Annotated in this window: 16 protein-coding genes; 4 read left to right on the forward strand and 12 right to left on the reverse strand. The window is 48.6% G+C overall.

Annotation, left to right across the window (positions count from 1 at the left end; translation table 11 throughout):
* Positions 1–429 precede the first annotated feature (429 nt).
* On the reverse strand, positions 430–3,162 hold the full coding sequence (locus tag SGI97_03355) for a FlgD immunoglobulin-like domain containing protein (GenBank protein MDZ4722930.1): 2,733 nt from the start codon (positions 3,160–3,162) through the stop codon (positions 430–432).
* A gap of 359 nt (positions 3,163–3,521) precedes the next feature.
* Between SGI97_03355 and SGI97_03360 the strand changes: the two genes are divergently transcribed.
* Positions 3,522–5,549, forward strand: a complete 2,028-nt coding sequence (locus tag SGI97_03360; protein ID MDZ4722931.1) for a hypothetical protein — start codon at positions 3,522–3,524, stop codon at positions 5,547–5,549.
* A 76-nt stretch (positions 5,550–5,625) separates the two neighbouring features.
* Here the strand turns inward: SGI97_03360 and SGI97_03365 are convergent, their stop codons facing one another.
* The 6 genes from SGI97_03365 to SGI97_03390 form a co-directional block, all read right to left on the reverse strand.
* Positions 5,626–6,939 carry an HDOD domain-containing protein gene (locus SGI97_03365; protein ID MDZ4722932.1) on the reverse strand — a complete coding sequence of 438 codons (1,314 nt, stop codon included), beginning with the start codon at positions 6,937–6,939 and terminating at the stop codon, positions 5,626–5,628.
* Between the two features lie 95 nt (positions 6,940–7,034).
* Positions 7,035–8,306, reverse strand: a complete 1,272-nt coding sequence (locus SGI97_03370) for a ribonuclease H-like domain-containing protein (GenBank protein ID MDZ4722933.1) — start codon at positions 8,304–8,306, stop codon at positions 7,035–7,037.
* Positions 8,296–9,252, reverse strand: a complete 957-nt coding sequence (locus SGI97_03375; GenBank protein MDZ4722934.1) for a HEAT repeat domain-containing protein — start codon at positions 9,250–9,252, stop codon at positions 8,296–8,298. The genes SGI97_03370 and SGI97_03375 overlap by 11 nt, the downstream gene beginning before the upstream one ends.
* Positions 9,253–9,256: 4 nt before the next feature.
* Positions 9,257–11,236, reverse strand: a complete 1,980-nt coding sequence (locus SGI97_03380; GenBank protein MDZ4722935.1) for a hypothetical protein — start codon at positions 11,234–11,236, stop codon at positions 9,257–9,259.
* 117 nt (positions 11,237–11,353) lie between these two features.
* Positions 11,354–11,773, reverse strand: a complete 420-nt coding sequence (locus SGI97_03385) for a prepilin-type N-terminal cleavage/methylation domain-containing protein (protein MDZ4722936.1) — start codon at positions 11,771–11,773, stop codon at positions 11,354–11,356.
* Between the two features lie 518 nt (positions 11,774–12,291).
* The gene (locus SGI97_03390; protein ID MDZ4722937.1) at positions 12,292–13,695 is read right to left on the reverse strand and encodes a sigma-54 dependent transcriptional regulator; all 1,404 of its coding nucleotides are present in this window, start codon (positions 13,693–13,695) and stop codon (positions 12,292–12,294) included.
* A 151-nt stretch (positions 13,696–13,846) separates the two neighbouring features.
* Between SGI97_03390 and SGI97_03395 the strand changes: the two genes are divergently transcribed.
* From SGI97_03395 to SGI97_03405, 3 genes are read left to right on the forward strand one after another with little or no spacing between them, the layout of a single operon-like run.
* On the forward strand, positions 13,847–14,857 hold the full coding sequence (locus SGI97_03395; protein MDZ4722938.1) for a uroporphyrinogen decarboxylase family protein: 1,011 nt from the start codon (positions 13,847–13,849) through the stop codon (positions 14,855–14,857).
* Positions 14,854–15,315 carry a GAF domain-containing protein gene (locus SGI97_03400; GenBank protein MDZ4722939.1) on the forward strand — a complete coding sequence of 154 codons (462 nt, stop codon included), beginning with the start codon at positions 14,854–14,856 and terminating at the stop codon, positions 15,313–15,315. Before SGI97_03395 ends, SGI97_03400 begins: the two co-directional genes overlap by 4 nt.
* Before the next feature lie 22 nt (positions 15,316–15,337).
* Positions 15,338–15,490, forward strand: coding sequence for a DUF5668 domain-containing protein (locus tag SGI97_03405; protein MDZ4722940.1), 153 nt, complete (start codon positions 15,338–15,340; stop codon positions 15,488–15,490).
* A 12-nt stretch (positions 15,491–15,502) separates the two neighbouring features.
* Here the strand turns inward: SGI97_03405 and mce are convergent, their stop codons facing one another.
* Genes mce through accC form a run of 5 tightly spaced genes read right to left on the reverse strand, consistent with a single transcriptional unit; the run spans position 15,503 to position 20,117 of the window.
* Positions 15,503–15,940 carry a methylmalonyl-CoA epimerase gene (gene mce, locus SGI97_03410; protein ID MDZ4722941.1) on the reverse strand — a complete coding sequence of 146 codons (438 nt, stop codon included), beginning with the start codon at positions 15,938–15,940 and terminating at the stop codon, positions 15,503–15,505.
* An 11-nt stretch (positions 15,941–15,951) separates the two neighbouring features.
* On the reverse strand, positions 15,952–16,479 hold the full coding sequence (locus SGI97_03415) for a hypothetical protein (GenBank protein MDZ4722942.1): 528 nt from the start codon (positions 16,477–16,479) through the stop codon (positions 15,952–15,954).
* On the reverse strand, positions 16,466–18,043 hold the full coding sequence (locus SGI97_03420) for a methylmalonyl-CoA mutase family protein (GenBank protein MDZ4722943.1): 1,578 nt from the start codon (positions 18,041–18,043) through the stop codon (positions 16,466–16,468). The genes SGI97_03415 and SGI97_03420 overlap by 14 nt, the downstream gene beginning before the upstream one ends.
* Positions 18,043–18,579 (reverse strand): acetyl-CoA carboxylase biotin carboxyl carrier protein subunit, encoded by a 537-nt coding sequence (locus tag SGI97_03425; GenBank protein MDZ4722944.1) that lies wholly within the window; start codon positions 18,577–18,579, stop codon positions 18,043–18,045. Before SGI97_03425 ends, SGI97_03420 begins: the two co-directional genes overlap by 1 nt.
* The gene (gene accC / locus SGI97_03430; GenBank protein ID MDZ4722945.1) at positions 18,579–20,117 is read right to left on the reverse strand and encodes an acetyl-CoA carboxylase biotin carboxylase subunit; all 1,539 of its coding nucleotides are present in this window, start codon (positions 20,115–20,117) and stop codon (positions 18,579–18,581) included. Before accC ends, SGI97_03425 begins: the two co-directional genes overlap by 1 nt.
* Between the last annotated feature and the right edge of the window lies 1 nt (position 20,118).

Consider the following 20,118-nt stretch of genomic DNA (forward strand, 5'->3'; position numbering starts at 1 on the left):
ATATAATAACACACCGAGAAAATGTCTGGACTTTCGGACACCTGCAGTCCGCCGCAGGCGGATTGGGGAAAACTGTTGCACTTCAAATGTGAATCCACCTTCCAGCTTGCGCCGGAATGACATTAACCGTGGTATGCCAATGGTGTCGGACGGGGGTAACCGCCCCGTCGGTTACCCCCGACACCACAGGACAAGATCACACTGCAAGCAGTGTGGTACAAGATATTAGAGAAGACATACCCAACACTGTCGTTGCGAGGAGCGACTTCCGAGGAGTGACGCGGGAATCTCATGCCTGCCAGCTGTGGCGAGTTCTCTCTTTTTCTAATACGAAAACCAATACTGGTTCCCGGCCTGCGGGATGACATTCGATCAGGAGTCAGGATCACGGGGATCCTGATTTACAATATATAAACCGAGAATGACCCGCTATTTCAGCAACAACATCTTTTTTGATTGAGAGATATCGCCAACGGTGAGAGTGTAAAGATAAATGCCGCTTGCGACTCTTTGGCCGTTATTGTCGGTTCCATCCCATTCTATATAATGCGATCCTGCCGCGAGAGCTGAACCCACCAACTCGCGCACGTTCTGGCCAATTAGATTGTAAACATTAAGATGGACTTCACCTGAAGCTGGAATGGTGAAGGCAATAGTTGTGGCAGGATTGAACGGGTTAGGAAAATTTTGCATGAGTTCAAACGAAACCGGCAAATTATCTCGATCATCGTCGGCACCGGTCGGCAAATAGAGAATCGTGTTACCATAAATATTAAATCCGTTCGAGCGCGGATCAGACCAGACATACCATGCCCGTCCCCGCTCGGCATATACTGAAGGCGAATTCATGATCTCAGGGTTACCCGACGCTACTGGTTGATTAGCTCCTATTAGATTGAAAGCCGGATCCAGTAATTGCGTGTAAACCTTCGCTTTTCCTTCTCGCCAGTCAACCCAGGCTGTGCTTACATAGTCATCGTTGTCGATTGCCAGCGCTGGGTCATCGGCCAACGAAGCCAAGTCATTGGTGATTTCAAAGGCCGGAATAGCAACTGTGCTGGCCGATGACACCACCGTCATATACAGTTTTTTTATCCCCGTGTCTGTTCCTGTCCATAAGAGAACCGTTTCGCCGGTTGTGGATATATCGGCGGCCAAACTTCCAATAGGGACATTGGCAATTGATGAGATGTAACTAAATGTCCCGCCGGGGGTCTTGTCAGGATTGTACCAGCGTCCTTTGACGGTCGGAGTGGCGGCACCGTTATCGAGCCAGACGATATAAAAGCGGTTGAGATTATCTTTGCCAATATGGAGCGCGGTGTTTTGCACGTCGGTACTTGAATTGGAAATCTGGAACTCCGCGCCATCAAGCTGGCCGGAAGTCGAGAGCCAACGCCCGTACACTTGAGGTGTGCCGTTTCGGTTGTCAATCCATGCCACCAAGGCTCTTCCGGTGTTGTTCATGACCGCTTTAAGGTCAAGCTTGCCGGAGGACTGCGCACTTTCGGAAATCATGAATTCGGCTTCACTAAAACTTCCCCAGATAGAACCGAACCGACCAAAAATCCGTTGTCCGCCGTTTCCGGCTACTGGCCTGCTGTCAATCCAAACTACGAGTGATTTATTGTTGCCGCTTGTGGCATTTGGGTTTGATTGCAGGCTTCCAGAAGTACTCTGATTAACTTTGACGTTACTTTGAAGCAGGGAGCCGGTATGGGAGAATGTTTGAAGATAAATATCGCCGGCATCGTTGCGCTCGTCGACAAAGAGCGCCAGATTCCACCAATTGGTCGTGGTCAGAATATATGGATCAGTGGACTGAGCGCCAATTGCGTCATCGTTGATGACCCGCTCTGGCGTGAAGAGTCTTGTACCGGCATTATCAAAAAGCATAAAATGAATGTTCTCGTTACTGCCAACCTCGGTCCATACTATGCCATATCTGTTCAGTTGGCCAAGAGAAAGCGACGGGGCCCAGCGTTGTCCATCGGTGGCGAGGTTCGCCGTTCGTAATGTGGAGGGAACCAAACCGTTTGAAATGACTCGCACGGCAATACTGTTTTGAGCGGCAAACGAAGCCCATGTCGCAAGAAGGGTGCCCGTTGAAGAGATGCCAAATTCAAGGTCCCAATTGGTGGCGAGTGTGTCATTTACTGAAATCAAAGTATTGCCTCCGATGAGACCGCCGACCGGGTCGTATCGCTGGGCGAAGACTTCCTGGCCCTGACGACGATCTAACCAGCCGATGATATATTTATCCAGAGGCGAGAAGACAACCTCCGGGGCAAATTGCGGATCGGCATCAAATGGAGGCGGGACGACAGAAAAATCAGCTCCGATGGCAGCGCCCGCGCCACTGAAAAGTCGGCAGAAAATGTCAGCTTGGCCATTCCTATAGTCCTCCCATGCGACCAAAAGTCCGCCGCTCGGTTGGGTAGAGACTGAAGGAGCCCAGCGTTGGGTGGATGGAGTAATTGAATTAACTGTCAAAGGGCCAACAAGTGTTGATCCGTTGGCAGCAAGCAATTTCATTGCAACGGTATTCCCTCCGGTCGAGTAGTCCTCCCAGACAACGACAACACGGCCGTCAGGGAAGAGAGAGACATCATATAATCCGGCAAAGGCGTTTGACGAAGTATCATTTACGATAAACGGAGATCCAGTGAGTACAAAAGATGAGCTATATCGGGTGCAGAATATAAGTCCGTTTGTTTGGTCACGGTAGCAGAGAATAATATTTCCTGACGTGTCGACTAAGAGCTTAGGATCCACATAATCCGAGCCGATTGAAGAGCCAGCCGTGAAAAAGTTAATTCCAGTCTTCACCCCCGAAGAACTCAATTTTTGAGCGAAAATCTTCCAACTTCCGGCGCGATGATCTTGCCAGACGGCAAGCCAGGAACTGTCTTTCAGTTGTTTTATCGAGGCATTGGTTTGCGCAAACGTGGCTGGAGCAACTGATTCGGAGAGGGCAATGTCTGCGGCGCTGGAGGCTGACGGCAAAAATTCAACGGACTTCTGGTTGGAGATGTCTCTTCGTTCAAGTTTCAATCCGGAGAGTTGAGCCTCGTGAATAGCTGCGCGATCAAAGCTATTTTCCCCGAAGCTATCTGTGGTAAGAAAAGTGAAAAAAATGAGAATAAAAGAAATCTGTTTCATAAGGAAAGATGAGAAAAGGTGAAAGTTAAAGTGGTCTGTTTTCCAAGAGGTGTATATGGAAAGGTTTGTCTGTGCCCCATTGAGACTAATATCGTCATAACGTCCATTTTTTGCAAGCAGTTATCTTGTTGAGACTGCGCTCCTTCTACAACAATTATCGGTCAGTTTAGTTGTGGAGCAGGGGGATATTTTCAAGAAAGTTCATATCTTTTTTGCTAAAGATATGGTATACATAGCGAAGAAATGATGCCCCCACCTGTACTACCGTTCGAAACCAATGATTGCCCAAGAATTAGGATGCACCTTTTGAGCCGATGTTTCGTATGCAACAGTATGAAACTATACGATAGTTCTTGTACTTGCGAACATCCTTGGGGCGAGAGCAGACCGGAAGGCTCAACGGTAATCAGACGCCAATGACCGACCTTCTGATAAAGCGACTTTTATCTCTTGCTCTGGTTGGAGCATTCATGCTCTCGGTAAATCCTGTACCTATTTTAGCTCAATCTTCGCCACTGCCCCGTTCTACTGCGGAGGAACTGCTTGAAGACGTGCTGACCCGTCTGAATGAACGCTCAAAGGATGCTGCCGATGAATATCTCGATATTCTTATAAAGCTCCAGGATGTTCTCGAAGATTACAGCGACTATCTGCTCGACCTCGACGATAAGGACCGCCTTCGACATACTCTCTCGTTCAAAACCTTCACAACCGCGCTCAAAAACGACACCTATATTTCAGATTTGGAACGGCTGCCGGATGATATCGAGAACTTCTCTTCAGAAATAGAGACTATTGAGCAGCGGCACCGGCTCAGCGAGAAGAGCAACCAGCCAGCATGTTGCAATCTCCTCCGAAATTTTCGGCGAGAACTCGGTGTAATCTCGGAGCTTGCCGACGATTATATTAGTTCAAATAAACGACGCCATATGGCTGCCAAAGAAATTCGAGCGTATCTGCTCGCCGAATTGGATAAAATCCGAACCAAAGGAGCAAGAGAAGTATTGCTCTCTGAAGAACTGGTTGAGCGTCTGCTTGAACAGGGCGAAATCGATGAGGCTATTAGAGAGAAGCTCGAGCAGAAACTTGAAGAAGATATCTATTCCAAGGGACGTACCGAGGAAGACCTATATAGTGACGCCAAAAAAAACAAGAACAAGCATAAACCTGTCAAGCCAGCACGGCCACCGACCCCGGTCCGTCCCACGACAAAGCTTCCCCCCATTGAATTCAGAACAGGCAAGAGCGGCCATAAAGTGTATGGACGCTCAAATGAATATGCCGAGAGTTTAGCTGTGGCATCATCAAAAGTGCCTATTACCATCGAGCTTCCATTTGGCAATCTTGAGATAGTCGGCTGGGAGCAAAAGATGATTTTGGCAACGATGGAAGTCGAGGTGTCTTCGCAGTCCAGCATCAAGGAAAAGGAATTTCTTGCTCAGTCAATGCTCAAGTTGGCCAAATCGACATCGGGTTATTCAGTTGAGGCGTCGATGCCCCAACATGGTTCCGGCGACACCAAACTGCTGAACGCTTCATTGACTATCTACCTTCCCGCTCAAAACCACCTCATCTGTGATCATCAATTTGGCGAAGTAAAGATATCAGGGGTTATGAACGGCGTTGAGTTGAACTGCAAAAGTTCAAGTATTACGCTTTCGGAGATTACTGGAGGAGCAATCGTCGACAACTCAGCCGGCGAAGTCTCTGTCTCTGATGTCAGCGGCGCCCTTAAAATTGCAAATACCTTCAAACCAATCTCAGTCTCTGACTGCAATGGCGAGATGAATCTTGAGAATGCCTATTCAGAAATTTCATTGTCGGACTCCAAGGGGAATGCTGCAATCCGAAACACAGGGGCAATTCAGATTAGCAGTCATGCTGGCAATATTCAATTGAACAACAGTTACGGCGCGGTAATTCTTGAGGATGTCAAGGGTAATCTTATCATCAATAATGCCTTCGGGAAAGTTGCAATTTCAAATGTCATAGGCTCAGCCTTCCTGGCCAACAGCTACGCCAATATCACTGCCGAGGATGTGCATGGGTTATTAAATGCGAACACGCAATTTGGAATTATCTCGGCATCGCTTTTGAGCGGCCCCATTAATCTTGTCAACCAGAACGGGGTCATTCAAGTCGTTCTCGACGGAGCCCTGAGAGGGACTTCGACTATACATTCAAGCTTTGGAAGTATTGATATCTCGGCCAGTGACCGATGCAATATCATCCTCTCTGCCAGCGCCCGCGAGGGGAAAATTCAGTTTCTCAAACCAATTCAGATAATCGACCGTGGCGCGGTCAAAACCGCGATCATCAAATTCGGCACCGGCAAAGATTCATTGTTTGTCACGGGCGTGAATTGCCCGATTATCATAAGCGAATAAAGACACAAAATCGGCAGTGCTTCTCCGCACCTCAACACACATCTCAATTTTTGGAAATCTTAACGGAATATCGAAATTATTGAACGGCTACCGTTCGTAATCTGGACGAATTAGACGCATAATCCTCAAGCCGATTTTCCATCGCAGCGACCATTGTACGATCCGGGGGAGGAAGTTTGCAGGAATTTGTCAGCACAGTCATTTCCTGAAGAACCGCCCGTATTGCTTTGACACTCTCTATAATCGCATCAGAGGATGGGTGAAGTGTATTCTGGCTGTCAACCACGCTACCGGCGCCGATCTCTGACCTCAAAAATTCCGCCCGGCTCGAAATGAGAGTGATGGCCGTTGAAATCTGCTGAGCCATCTGATCCATAGCCTCACGAAGGGTGTCATTCGATACAAGCCGAATTTGATCCCGGTTGATCTGCTGCTGCATCTGGCGGTTTTCGCGAAGGACCGATTCCACTGTGACATACTGATCGAAAAGCAGACGGTTGGCTTCCATGAGAATTTCCTCGGTCGAGCCGACCTCGATTTCTAAATACCGCGCTTCTTCGATAGTCTTGCTGAACAAACTCTTTTCGATGACGCGGAGGTCTTCCTCGCTCAAGCCAAGATTATCTCTCAGAATCTCGCGCGCTTCCTGTTCTTCTCTCGCCGGGGGCCTGCTGTTGATATAGAGCGAGAAACGGGAAAGTTGATTGGCCAGCGAAAGGACTTGGGAGGGCACAAGTTCCGGATGGGTTGTGTGCGGTGTAAATACCGTGTGGTGCCGACCCACAGCCAGTGAAATCGACTCAGGCAAATGCCATTGGTCGAGCAAGAACTGACCGACAAGAGCGTGGTTTGTTCCCCAAATCTCCTCTTCGAGATCTACAAGATTTCCTTCGCGTCCCGATGCCATCCAGACACGCGGGAACTCAGCAGGAAAGGCTCCTTCGAGAATTAACAGGCCGATATCATGCACAAGTCCCGCGACATAGAGTTCCTCAGGATTGCGGTACTTTATCTTCTCGGCGATCATACGACAGGCAATAGCCGTCTCAAGCGAGTGTCTCCAGAAGCGAAGCCGGTCAATGCCGGTGCTTACTTTCGAAGTCAGTGAATACACCGAACTCGAAAGAGCCAAGGCAGTAACCTGTTTCATTCCGATTGTCATCACGGCCTGGGTAAGTGAGGATACTTTGCTTGGTAGACTGTAGAAAGGAGAATTGACAATTCGCAAAACTTTGGTCGTCAACATTGGATCGCGGGAGAGAATTGTCGCGAGTTGACCGGCGGAGGCATTGTCATCATGAGATAGACGCACTACCTCAGAGAGAGTCTGAGGAAGGGATTTCAGCTCCTTACGTCCATCGAGGATTTTCTGTATAAGTACTTTATCCATAAAGCCACTGTTTAGGTTATTAATTGTATCGGATAAATTGCGGGATGGTTGAGCCAGAACGGACGAAAAGCGCCTAAACAAGAACTATTCAGAGACTAAACAGAGGAGGAATTGGCCGTCGATTTTGCCACAAGTCGGATGATTCGCTTTTCCAGTTGGGCTTTGCACTGCATTGAATAGGTGGATATTGCCAGTGCCTGCCGGGCGTAAAAAAGAGCCGAATCGGGGTCTTTTTGGCGGTGCTCATAGAACTTGGCCAGTTCCAGATTCGCCCAATAACTTTGACGAGTCTGGCTGGCGGAAATTTTTTTCCATAAGAGACTTGCCCGCTCCGACTCCCCTTGCCGTTTCAGCACATTTGCAAAATAGAGCTGTTTCTCTCCGTCCCCATTGTCTGAGTCCAACTCGACTCGCTCCATAACTGTTACGGCCGTATCGATCTGTTTTCTGCGCCCATAAATTCTCGAAAGAGAATAGAGGTCTTCGTCATAATCCAAATTGCCTCCTTTAGTCTCAAAAACATCTTTGAGCTGCATGAGCAAAAGGTACAGACTGACAATATCCTGACGATTATGTTCGAGCACAGAGGGCATTACCGAGCAATCTTCTTCGGACAACCACTTGAAATAGACCGATGGCATCAAAAAGCCGGGGAAATCATCGACCCTGAAGTAGCCAAACAGTTCACGTTCGATATTTGTCAATGAACAGTCTTTGAGCCTTCGTTTAAACAACCGCCTCGCGGGGTGCAAAAGATCCAGATGAGTAGAGCATGGGATTTCCCGCGCTACGCGGTTGATTATCATCCTATCCTTGAGTAACGGAAGATCAAAGGCCGCGCCGTTATAGCTTACAAGAATTACCTCTTCGTTCAGTTGCTCCAATAGTAACTCAAGCAATGCCTGCTCATCGCTGAAGTCCGGCAGAAAATATTGAGTGACCACAAATCCCAAATCGGTTACGCGTCCAACGCCCACCAGAAAAGTGACCGCCCCGCTCCCTCCTAAACCGGTGGTCTCGGTATCGATAAACAGAAGGTCTTTTATTGCCAGTACTCTGTCCTGATGATCAGAAGTAAACGCCGAGTGCGGGATCGAGAGTCTTGTGTCTATCGAGATAAGTTCGGTCTGGCCGAAGGCGCTCCCGAACGGATAATGCTTTACCGAGCGGACGATAGTCCCGCAGAAAGTAGTTAAAACCTCGCCGCCGATTGAATCGGCAAGGGCCTGATATCGGTCAGGCAGTTTTGATGAATAATCCGGCGCAGCCAGAGGGACAATATTGAAATCAGAGCTGGAAGGCGAAGGGGGAACACCGATCAGATGTTTGAATCGTTTCAGTTGAAAGTCGAGATTGTCATCGGTCATTGTAAAACGAATCCGTCTGCAAAGCAGAGCGTACTTTGAGTAAAGCCAGTCGGTCGGTTTCCCGCGCAAGGTATGTCTTAAGATATCCCGATGTATCCTTTGGATCGGCGAGAGCCAGCCCAACTGCGGCATGGGCGCGGCGATGCGGGTCAGACGAAGCGAGCGCTCTGTTTAATGCAGAGATCGACGAATCACTTGCGAGTTTCCCAAGGACCAGACAGATATGATTTCCAGTAAGAGTGTCTTTTGTTTTACTCAGCGAATCAGCCAAGACGGCGATAACCTGGAAGGTGTCAAGCATAAGCATTGAACTCCCGGCGGCCATCCGCGCGCCGTAGAAATCATCGCCGAGCATGTACGTCAGGCCAGAAATAGCGCTGTTTAATCCAAGTCGACCGGCTGCGACGGCCGCGGATTTTCGAACCTGGCCGATTGAATCCAAAAGTCCGGTGAGAATTGAGGGCTCCGCGCGATGACTCTTGATTTTTCCCAGTGCGCCAAGACTCTCATCCCGCACCTGCCATCGCTCATGACTCACTGATTTCATGAGCGGCTCAGTCGCGGCGCTATCTCCAATCTCTCCCAGCGTCCAGGCCGCGCGCTCGACAACCAGGCCTTCGGTTCGGCGTAATGCTATAAGCAGATCCGGAACTGCCGGGGTACCAATCTTTTTCAGAATATTCATGATCGTCAGACGTTCGCGCGCTGATTTCGTGGTGAATTTGTCAATCAAAATAGGTACGGTATTCACTCCTATGGCGGCCAGAGAATCTATCGCTGGCTGAACCATGGTCTGGAACTTCACTTCGCCCGATGAAGCAATGACAAAAAGTGAATCAATCTTCTTTTGCAGATCCGATGGCGCGGATGTCACAGCTACCGAATGCAAAATACAGACCACGATTGTTGACAATAGCACACGTGTTACTTTACTATTTGCTATCATATATCTACTTGTTCGCCTGTGTGCTATCCGGAGCGATCATTTCAATATCCATCCCCCCGCCCCACTGGGAATTGGTTCGCCAGTAAAAATTATCCCGTCCATAGCCTACGTACTGATCGAGTCCACCGAGGTCGATAAAGAGCCCGATTGAACCGAAATCCCGACGGGGATTGCCGTAACCGTGGGTGTTGTCCGGATTCTTTATGAGATAGCGGTCGTTGCCGCCATTATCAATCAAAAGTCCCGCGCCATTGGCTGAACCGGCCGCCTGGGAGAGGTCATGGGCGGTGTAAACATCATCTCCCTGTCTATCGAGCAATATCCCGCAGGAATAGTCATGGCCGCAACCCTGCATGAGCCCTTTTCCGAAATAGACATCATTGCCTAAACCATCAACGAGAATACCGAGCGTCATATGTGTCGCCGCTCCCTGCCCGTACTGATAGCATTGGTAATTGTCATTGCCGCTCGAGTCATAGATGACGCCCAGCGACCACCAGTATGAACAGGCTTGGGCAAAAATATCCGACGAATAGGAATCAGACCCTTTTAGGTCGACGATCGCCCCGATGCCTCCTGACATCCATGGACGGAGGCCGTAGCCGAATCCCTGCGACATTGATAAATAGCGATCTTCGTAACGCAGGAAATCTTTATATTTTCCACCTGCGTAATACGAGTCAGATCCGTCCATCTCATAGATCATCCCGATCCCGTCGATAAAGCCGAATCCTTGAGAAAAAACAGCGGCATTGTAAATATCCCGTCCGCCTTCGTCGATGAGCAATCCAAGCCCGAAAGTTCCGGCTCCTTCGACATGGGTGTCGCCGTCGTAACGGTCATCGCCGGCAGGGTCATAGAGGATACCGTATCCAAAATAGCCCGAACCAAGCCCGAACGATTTGGCGTCGTAGCGGTCATTTCCTTCAAAATCGAGAAGTATCCCGGCAGAAAGGCAACCTGATGCTATAGTGAAATCGGTCAGTGAGCGGTAATTATCATCGCCGCCAAAATCGATAATGATACAGCCATGAGGTTTGCCCGGATCATACGACAAATTGTAATTGTCGTCGCCGCCAAAATCGATGATAAACGAATAATTACCGGTATATGTGTCAGTTCCCTGGCCTCCCACCGCCCACCCGGATTGCTTGCCGAGATATGATTCGGCGTCGAATTTTTTTGGGAGTATCGCTGCTGACTTTATTAAATCGGCTATTGATACCTTTCCATCCTTGATATCTTTACGAAGACCCAAAATTTCGGGCATGAGTTCCTGAAGGCAGTCAGTCCCCGCCGCAACAATCGGGTCCCTGTCAAAAAGATAGCCGAACTGAACAAACCTCTCGGCGTAACTTTCTTCGAGCTTTTCAAGCGAATCCAGAGCGGCCACACCGAGCTTTTCTTCATCGGTGCTCATTGTGATAATATCTTTGAATTGATTGAGCAAAAACTTTTTTTGTGACGCGCTCAATCGACCCAAAGCCGCATCGGTGGATTTAGGAAAAATAACACCCAGATACTTTGACGCCCGGGTCAGTAGCGAGTTGAGTTGCAGATGCGTGTAAAATAGGTTGTAACGCTCGCTGAGCTCTTTCGAAGTCAGCTTATAGGGACTTGAACGGCCCGTTTGATGTTCTCCCAGTAAGTCGGTATAAAGAATCCGAGAAATGATCTCAGGGTGACCGATAACATGCCCGTTTTTCAGACTGGTACTGTAATCAATCATCTCGAGCGGTTTGAGCATCAAATCCGCGACTACTTTTAGACGAAAAGAGTCCGGATCAGTGTAATCGGATCTAAAGCCGATATCATCCGGTTTCAGATTCAAATAATCGCTAATATGGCGCAATCCGAACCATTCAGGCGAGTCGACTTTAGTGCCAGCAGGCGAATCCTGTGCTCCGGTGGAGGCACAGGCTATCATGAATGAAAAGAAGATAAAAAGGCATAATCTCATAGGGGTAATATATAGTATCGGCATTGAGGACTGTGCAATTTAAATGAATCTTCGAATGACTTAAAGTGAGAATGTGAGAAAGAAAAATAAAAAAACGCCCCCGAGGATATCGGGGGCGTTGATCTGTCTTCGAAGTCGCTCTTAGGCAGCGGCGTCGTTTGTGGTATTCGTAAGAGTGCCGAGTTGATTGACTGTCCACACATCGTTGGTGGCATCGTCATCAAGATTGGCAGTTGCAGTGCAAGTAAAGGTATTTGCAGCAGAAACCATGACATAGGTGTAGAGGGCGCTATTCATGATCTCAACGCCAATCTGCGGGAAACTACCGTTGGAAGCCGCGGTTACACCACCGTCACCATAAGTGGCGTTAGCCTGACGATAGCTGTGCTGCATGGTATAGACCTGCTTGAGCAATTGCTTGGCTTCAGACTGCTTGGCGCGAGTGCTCGCAGTCATAAAACGCGGGATGGCCAAGGCGGCCAAGATACCGATGATGACCACCACGATCATCAATTCGATAAGGGTAAAACCCTTTTTGCTATTGAGTTTGTTGAGAACCATCGATTCCTCCTTGGGATATTCGGTTCAATTCGTTTTCGTTGCCTTCGGGGTAGAGTATGGCAAAGCCCGTGCCTTGATGGATGGCCTTATTTGAACAGCTTTCTAATGGCGTTAACTGATTGAATCATAACGGGTCTATTGAACATTCACAGATTATCTGAGTCATCGTTTTAATTTTGAACAAGGAAAGCTCTCGAAATGCAGGGCAAATTGCCGGACGTAGTTGCAGATTGCAATAGCAATAGAAGTAATCTTCCAGCGTTCTCCGAGGAGACAATACCGCGTTGTGTTGTGTTGAGTCTTTGCGAGGAATGAGGCAAAGCCGAATGACCGCCAAGAGGACAGGCAAAGGCGCCATAAAGAGGGCAACCACGGGGGGTTGCCCCTACGGAATATCGAACGTTTGGCATTGACATAATCGGTCTGGATTTGTAGGGGCAGGTCCCCGTGCCTGGACCGACAGTATGAATTATCTGTCAAGCGGGGTCGCGTGACGTCACAGAAAATTGGGGCCCCTTCTACTTTTTCCTTGATATATTTTTCGAAGGAGATGTCTCTTTACCGGCTGGATCATCGAGCTTGTAACGCTCGATCTTTCTATAAAGCGTCGAAGCATCAATCCCAAGTATCCTTGCGGCTTCGGCTCGCTTGCCATCAGTCTGGCTCATTATATAATGTATATATGCCTTCTCTATAGACTCCAAAGTCGGTGTCACCGGAGTCGACTCGTTGACAATCGAAGTCTGGTTTGGTTCGGCGAGCTTCTCAGGGAAGTCCGCGGCTTCAAGTCGATTGGTTCGGTTGAGGAGTATTGCCCGCTCAAGTGTATTTTCAAGTTCACGAACATTTCCCGGCCAGCTATAACCAGCGAGAAGCTTCATAGCTTCGTCTGAAATCATTTTCGGCTGAGTGTTCGCCTTGCCGCAATACTTTCCAATAAAGAATTCGACAAGCACAGGGATATCTTCGACCCGCTCTCGAAGGGGCGGAATGGTGATAGGAATGACATTGAGCCTATAAAACAAATCGGCCCGAAAGCGATTGGCTTTGACATCGTCTTCAAGGTCTGAGTTTGTGGCGGCAATGAGTCGAACATCGACTTCAATTGGTTGTGTCCCTCCAACCGGCGTAATTTTTTTATCTTCGAGAACGCGAAGGAGTTTGACTTGGATTGCAAGCGAGGTATTGCCGACTTCGTCGAGGAAGAAAGTACCCCCATGAGCTACGGTAAATAATCCATCTTTATCTTTGAAGGCTCCGGTGAAGCTCCCCTTTTTATGGCCAAAGAGCTCGGATTCCAAAAGCGTTTCGGGGAGCGCGGCGCAGTTGATTGTGACAAAAGGGCCGCTGCACCGTGGCGAGTGACTATGAATAGCTCGCGCCAGCAAATCTTTTCCTGTTCCTGACTCTCCCCGAATGAGAACAGTGGAGTCGGAGGATGAAATGCGTTTTGATATCTTTTTGACATTGGCGATGCTTTCTGAGCTGCCAATTATGGTATCAAAAGAATTCTCACCTTGAAGCTGTTTTTTAAGAGACCTATTTTCTCGCATTAGCGATTTACGATTCAGTGATTTTTCTATCGCGAGCTTTATCTCATCGACTTTGAACGGTTTGGTTATGTAATCTGCAGCCCCCTGTTTCATCGCCTCAATCGCGGTATCGACCGAGGCGTAGGCTGTCATAATAAAAATCTCCTGATCGCTTTTGAATGCCTTCACCTCTTTGAGAACATCGATTCCGGTCATTTCCGGCATCTGTAAATCAGTCAGGACCAGATCATAATTATGCTCTTTGAGCAAAGCTATACCATCAATGGGCGAACTGACAGCATCGACAGAGTAACCCTCTTTGGACAACATAATTTCCATGAAATTGCACATGGAATCTTCATCGTCGATGACAAGAATTTTAGTCGGCATTGTTTCTCCGGCACAGGGATACGTTCATAGGTTTATCGTATAAATCGGCAAAAAATCCTGTACCTATAGGCAGAACCTTATATCTGTCCATATGACAGTCTGGGAGTTGACCGAAGCCTTTCACGCCGTTATCTTGAAACAAAGGATTGAAATGAGTTTTAAGTCAAAATTATCCCACCGAGATCGAATCGCCTCAATCTGCGCTGGCGAGAAGCCTGATCGTTACGCGGGATCGATGTGGCGGCATTTTTACCATATGGAGCACCATGCCGAGGGGACAATCGAGGCTATGCTCATGTTCCAGCGGCAGTTCGATTGGGATTTTATGAAGATAAATCCAAGAGCCGACTATCATATTGAAGACTGGGGGCTCAAACAAACATACTCCCGTAACGAATTTGTCAAACATGTAAAAACAAGTTTTCCTGTAAAAAACGCCGATGACTGGCTCAAACTGCAAGTGCTACCTCCTACATCGCCAGCCTTGGCAGAACATTTACAGGTCGTCTCCGAAATACGCAGGCGGTCGGATAGAGAACTTCCCTTGTTCATGACAGTTTTTACTCCACTGGCAATCGCCGGGAGGATGGTTGAAAAGGATGAAATGCTGGCTGAGCATATCAGGTCAGCGCCAGATAAAGTCCTCGCAGGCATTGAGACAATAACCAAGACATTCGAAACCTATGTCGGCGAACTTCGCAATGCCGGAGCCGATGGTCTTTTTTTTGCGACAACATCCTGGGCGAGCAGTAACCTGATAACGTGGGAAGAGTACCAGCGATTTGGAATTCCGTTTGACTTGCGGATACTCAAAGCCACCGAATCAAGCGCTCTGAATCTGTTTCATATCTGCTCAAACAACAATTTCCTACCCCAATTGGCAAAAGAGAATTATCCGGTACAAATGATCAATTGGAATAGCGCTGACCCAACAAACATTCCGCTCGACAAAGCATATGACATCATCAAGAATAAAGCATTGGTCGGCGGAATAGACCATGATGGTTGGGCGCGAATGAGTGATCCGTCCGAAGTGAGCTATCTGGTCAAAAAGCTTCTGTCGCACCATGATCCATCGCGGCTTATTCTTGGCCCGGGCTGTACCATTCCGCCTGAAACGCCGATTATTAATATCAAAACGATAAGAGAAAGCTTGGGATGAACGCCAAAGCGCAACAATTGATTCGTGACATCACTCACACCATTTCGGATAAGCAGACCGAGACGGCGGTGCTTCAGAGCGCGGTGGAATTGCTCGACGCCTACTCCGACACCTTTAACTGGACAGGCTTCTATATGATGCGCGGGAATGTTCTAGAAGTCGGCCCGTATATTGGGCCTGTCACGGAGCATGTTCGAATCGAACTCAACAAAGGGATTTGCGGAGCCACGGCTACACAAAAGAAAAGTATCGTCGTCGATGATGTCAGATCTGATCCTCGTTTTTTAGCTTGCTCACTCACAACCCGCTCGGAAATTGTCGTGCCGCTCATGGACGGGGATGTATGTTTAGGCGAAATTGATATCGACTCAGACAAACCTAATGCTTTTAATGATGATGATAAAACAATGCTTGAGGAAGTAGCGCGGATAATAGTAGCGCGATTGAAAATGTGCTGAACGTTAGACAGTGAGGTTGTATATGTTTATTGGTGTGCTCCTGGTCCTTCTTGGCGTCCTGATGCTTCTTGAGCGAACAGGAATCATTTATGGCCAAGTCTGGGACTATCTTCTCCCGGCGGCATTGGTCGCTCTTGGTATTCACATTGTATCGCGAAATCGCTCTAAGAGATAACTCAGAATTCGGCTATTTGTTTTCTCTTTCTTCAAGTTCTATCAGCACTCCGCCTGTCGAAGCTGGATGGATAAAGGCAATGCGCTTTCCTTCGGCGCCTATGCGCGGCGTCTCGTCGATTAAGCGCAGGCCGGATGCTTTGAGTTCCGCCAATTTTTGTTCGATATCATCGCAGTACATACAAATATGATGAAGTCCTTCGCCCCGTGTTGAGATAAATCTCGCGATGGGACTCTGTTGCGATGTCGCGGCGACCAATTCGATACGGCCATGAGTCATACCTTTGAGATTGCTTTCAAGTCCGGCAAAGATGGCAACTTCCACATGCTGGTCGGCGACTGATTCGCGATGCGCTGGCGAATTCCCTAATAAGGTGGAATATATCGCAATCGACTTTTGTAAATCGGCAACAGCAATGCCAATATGCGAGATGATAGACTTTTCGGACATAGTGGATTAGGTTACAAATCTTCGTCTTCTTCAGCCTCTGCGGCCGAATCGGAGGCATACTGGAGCGAATCATATTTAAGCTGACCATCAATTGTACCGACCGTTGGTTGAATCCAACGTCCACGGTGATGATAGACTCGATTAACAGTCGGAAAACGCGTAATATTCCCGGACGGACCTTTCATCACAACCACTATTGAAACATCGGCTGAATCACGACCATAGATTGTTACATCGCTAACGACCATTGAGTCAGTCGAATCGGCTTCAGCCGAAACGATCTGCGGGAAAGCAATATAATCGTCGAGCGTGAAATGCTCCTGTATGTATTCAAACTCATTATCAAAGAGCACGCTCTTATCATTGTACCTCAGCCTTTCGATAGCTTCGGTAAAAGTCGCCTGAATTTGCTCTTTGTCGGATAGTGACGAATCCGCATTCGCCTGATCTTCCTGTTTCTCGCTTTTGTCGCTGCAACCAGTGATTAGACCTGCGCAAGCCAAAATAAGTGAAAATCTGACGCGCCTATCTATTGTCATGATATTCTCCCCAAGTATTTCGCAACGTATCGGAAATCTCGCCCACGGTGCAGTAATTCTCGACAGCGGCCAGCACCGATGGGACGATATTGTCATTTTTCACTGCGGATTCCTTTACCAACGCCAAACTCTTTGTAACCGCCGAAGAATCTCGGGAAGCCTTCAGCTTTATCAACGCCTCAATTTGGCGGCGTTCCGATTCCGGGTCAATCTTTAACACTACTGGAATTTCCACTTTCTCCTGACGGTAACGATTGACACCCACAACGATCATCTGCTCTGATTCGATATTTTTTTGATACTCATAGGCAGATTTGGCAATTTCATTTTTGAAATATCCGTTTTCGACACACTGCACCGACCCGCCCAGTTTTCTAATATGTTCCATAATTTCGGTAATCTTCTTTTCAAGTTCGTCAGTAAGATATTCAACAAAATACGACCCGCCAAGCGGATCGGCGGAATTTGCGACACCGGACTCATTGGCCAAAATCTGCTGAGTGCGAAGAGCGATTTCGGCCGACTTTTCGGTCGGCAGTCCCAGCGCTTCATCGAAAGCATTCGTGTGCAAGGATTGCGTCCCGCCAAGAGTCGCGGCAAGTGCCTGCACGGTTGTGCGAATGATATTATTCTCCGGCTGTTGGGCGGTCAATGTCGAGCCGCCGGTTTGGGTGTGAAAGCGAAGCAGCAGCGAGCGTTCGTCTTTTGCGCCGTACTTTTCTTTGACAATCTTCGCCCAGAGTCTCCGGGCCGCGCGGAATTTTGCTACTTCTTCAAAAAGGTCATTGTAGGCTACGAAGAAAAAGGACAGACGCGGGGCGAATGAATCTATCGTCAAGCCCGCTTCAAGTGCGGCATCGACATAGGCAATGGCATTTGATAATGTAAAAGCAACTTCCTGTGCAGCGGTCGATCCGGCCTCTCGAATATGATAGCCGGAAATGGATACTGTGTTATATCGGGGTGTCTGTTTTTCTGCAAAAGCAAAGATATCGGTGATTACGCGCATTGACGGCTTTGGCGGAAAAATATAAGTCCCGCGGGCGATAAACTCTTTGAGAATGTCATTTTGCACCGTGCCGGTCAATTGATCAGGTCTCACCCCTTGTTTTTTGCCAACCGCGATATACATCGCATAGAGGATAACCGCGGTGGCGTTGATAGTCATCGAGGTTGAAACTTTATCGAGCGGGATGCCGTCGAAGAGCGTTTCCATATCGTGAAGCGAGTCAATGGCCACACCCGTGCGTCCGACTTCACCGCGCGCCATGCGATGATCGGAGTCATAGCCTATTTGCGTAGCAAGGTCAAAGGCTACCGAAAGTCCGGTCTGGCCGCGCTCCAGAAGATATTTGAATCGTCGATTTGTTTCAGTCGCGCTGCCATAACCGGCATATTGGCGCATCGTCCATATCTTGCCGCGATACATATCGGAATAGATCCCTCGTGTGTAAGGATATTCCCCCGGTGCGTCCTGCCTCGATTTATTTCGGGGGGCATTGTCTTCTTCGACGACTCGCGGAATCACAATGCCTGAAGTCGTTTTCATTTCGCGCTCGGCCATCAAATGAACTCCACCAATCTGTCTCCTTTTTCGACAGACCGTCCGGTTTCGATATGGATGGATTTCACCGTCCCATCGGCTTTGGCTTTAATGCTGTTTTCCATTTTCATGGCTTCAATTACAACCAGCGTCTCCCCTTTTTTAATTTTGTCGCCGGGCGAAACTTTGATGTGTAAAACCATTCCGGGCATAGGCGCTTTGAGAGTCGTTTCGACAGCATGACCCAAAGTTGTCCCAGCGGTTTTTCGCATTTGTGCCAACGAATAATCCTCGATCGTCACCGGAATCTCAATGCCTGAAATCAAAACAGACTTTTCGCCGTAGGTCTCGCTGTTCCTCACATCGACTTCCGCCGTGTGATTGTCTACAAGCATGAGCATTCTACTCTCGCCGCTTTGTCTTGTTCCGAGCGGATAGCTCTCGACCAGACAATTTCTTCCATTGACTGTCGCCTGAAGTTTTCCACTATTGCCAGTCGCAAAGTCCAGATGAATATCGAATTCGTGCTCGTCAATTGTTACCGTATAGCGAGGCATCAGCGGCTTCCCCTAAACTGTTTGAGCGAGTTTTTGCGATGGACAGCTGTCCAAGGCGAAAGCGACTGTTCTTTCGAATGTCCGTTACCAGCGCCGACAGAAATTCTTCTATCGCTCAGAAACTTATCAAGAGAGGAGGCGATTGCGGCTTTTTCCGCAAGATCGGCGTCGTATGGGCTATATCTGTTGTCAGGATATTCTTCAGAGAGAAATCGAGTGGAAAAATCGCCGGCCAGAAAACGCGGATGCGCCAGCACCGTCTTATGAAAGCCGATTGTCGTCTTCACTCCTGAAATCCGATATTCATCCAATGCCCGTTGTGCCCGGGCTATTGCCTCTAAGCGGTTTTTGCCCCAGACCACAAGTTTTGCAATCATGGGATCATAGAAAATTGGGATTTCAGAAAATATTACAACTCCGGCATCGACCCGCACACCCGGCCCGGCTGGAGGTCGATAGTTCTTCAATACTCCAGTGGATGGTGCAAATCCTTCATCCGGGTCTTCAGCATAAATCCGAAGCTCGATTGCGTGGCCGTTAATTGTGACATCATTCTGCGCAAAGCCAAGCTTCTTCCCTTCAGCGATGGCGATCTGTTCTTTTACCAGATCAAGCCCTGTTATCATTTCTGTCACCGGATGTTCGACCTGCAGGCGGGTGTTGACTTCGAGAAAATAAAACGACCCGTCTTTGTCGACAAGAAACTCCACGGTTCCTGCCCCGACATACTTCGCGCGTTTGGCAATATCGACCGCCGCTTGTCCCATCTTATGGCGAAGTTCCTCCGTCATCACCGGCGATGGGGACTCCTCTATAACTTTCTGGTGTCGGCGCTGGATCGAGCATTCACGTTCGTTCAAGTGCAGATAGTTGCCATGTGTGTCGCAGAGGATTTGGATTTCTATGTGTCGCGGTTGAAGCAGATACTTTTCAATAAACACCCGTCCATCGCCGAAGGCCGATTTGGCTTCGCTGCTCGCCGATTTTAATGACTCGTCAAACTGATCGAGTGCGTCGACCACACGCATCCCTTTTCCGCCACCGCCAGCCGCCGCTTTGATGAGCACCGGGAAGCCTATTTTCACGGCAAACTCTTTGGCTTTCGAAATATCTTTTTCATCGATTGTTGTCCCCGGCACTACCGGAAGCCGTGCCGCAACCGCCATCGCGCGAGCCTCGATCTTATCTCCGAGCACAGTTATTGTCTCGGGGCGCGGCCCAATGAAAATGAGCCCTTCATCGGTGCATCGTTTTGCAAATATCGCGTTCTCTGACAGGAATCCATAGCCGGGATGGACGGCTTCGGCTTTAGAGGCTTTGGCCGCTCTGATGATATTGTCCTGGACAAGGTAGCTCTTTGCGGACGGCGATTCGCCGATATGGTAGGCTTCATCGCACATACGGACATGGTAGGCGGTTTTGTCGGCATCGGAGTAGACGGCAACTGAGCGAATACCGAGTTCGCGGCAGGCTCTCGCTATGCGGACAGCAATTTCGCCTCGATTGGCGATAAGGATTTTTTGGATCTGCTTTATCATT

Source organism: Candidatus Zixiibacteriota bacterium, assembly GCA_034439475.1.
In the GTDB taxonomy this organism is placed as follows: domain Bacteria; phylum Zixibacteria; class MSB-5A5; order GN15; family FEB-12; genus JAWXAN01.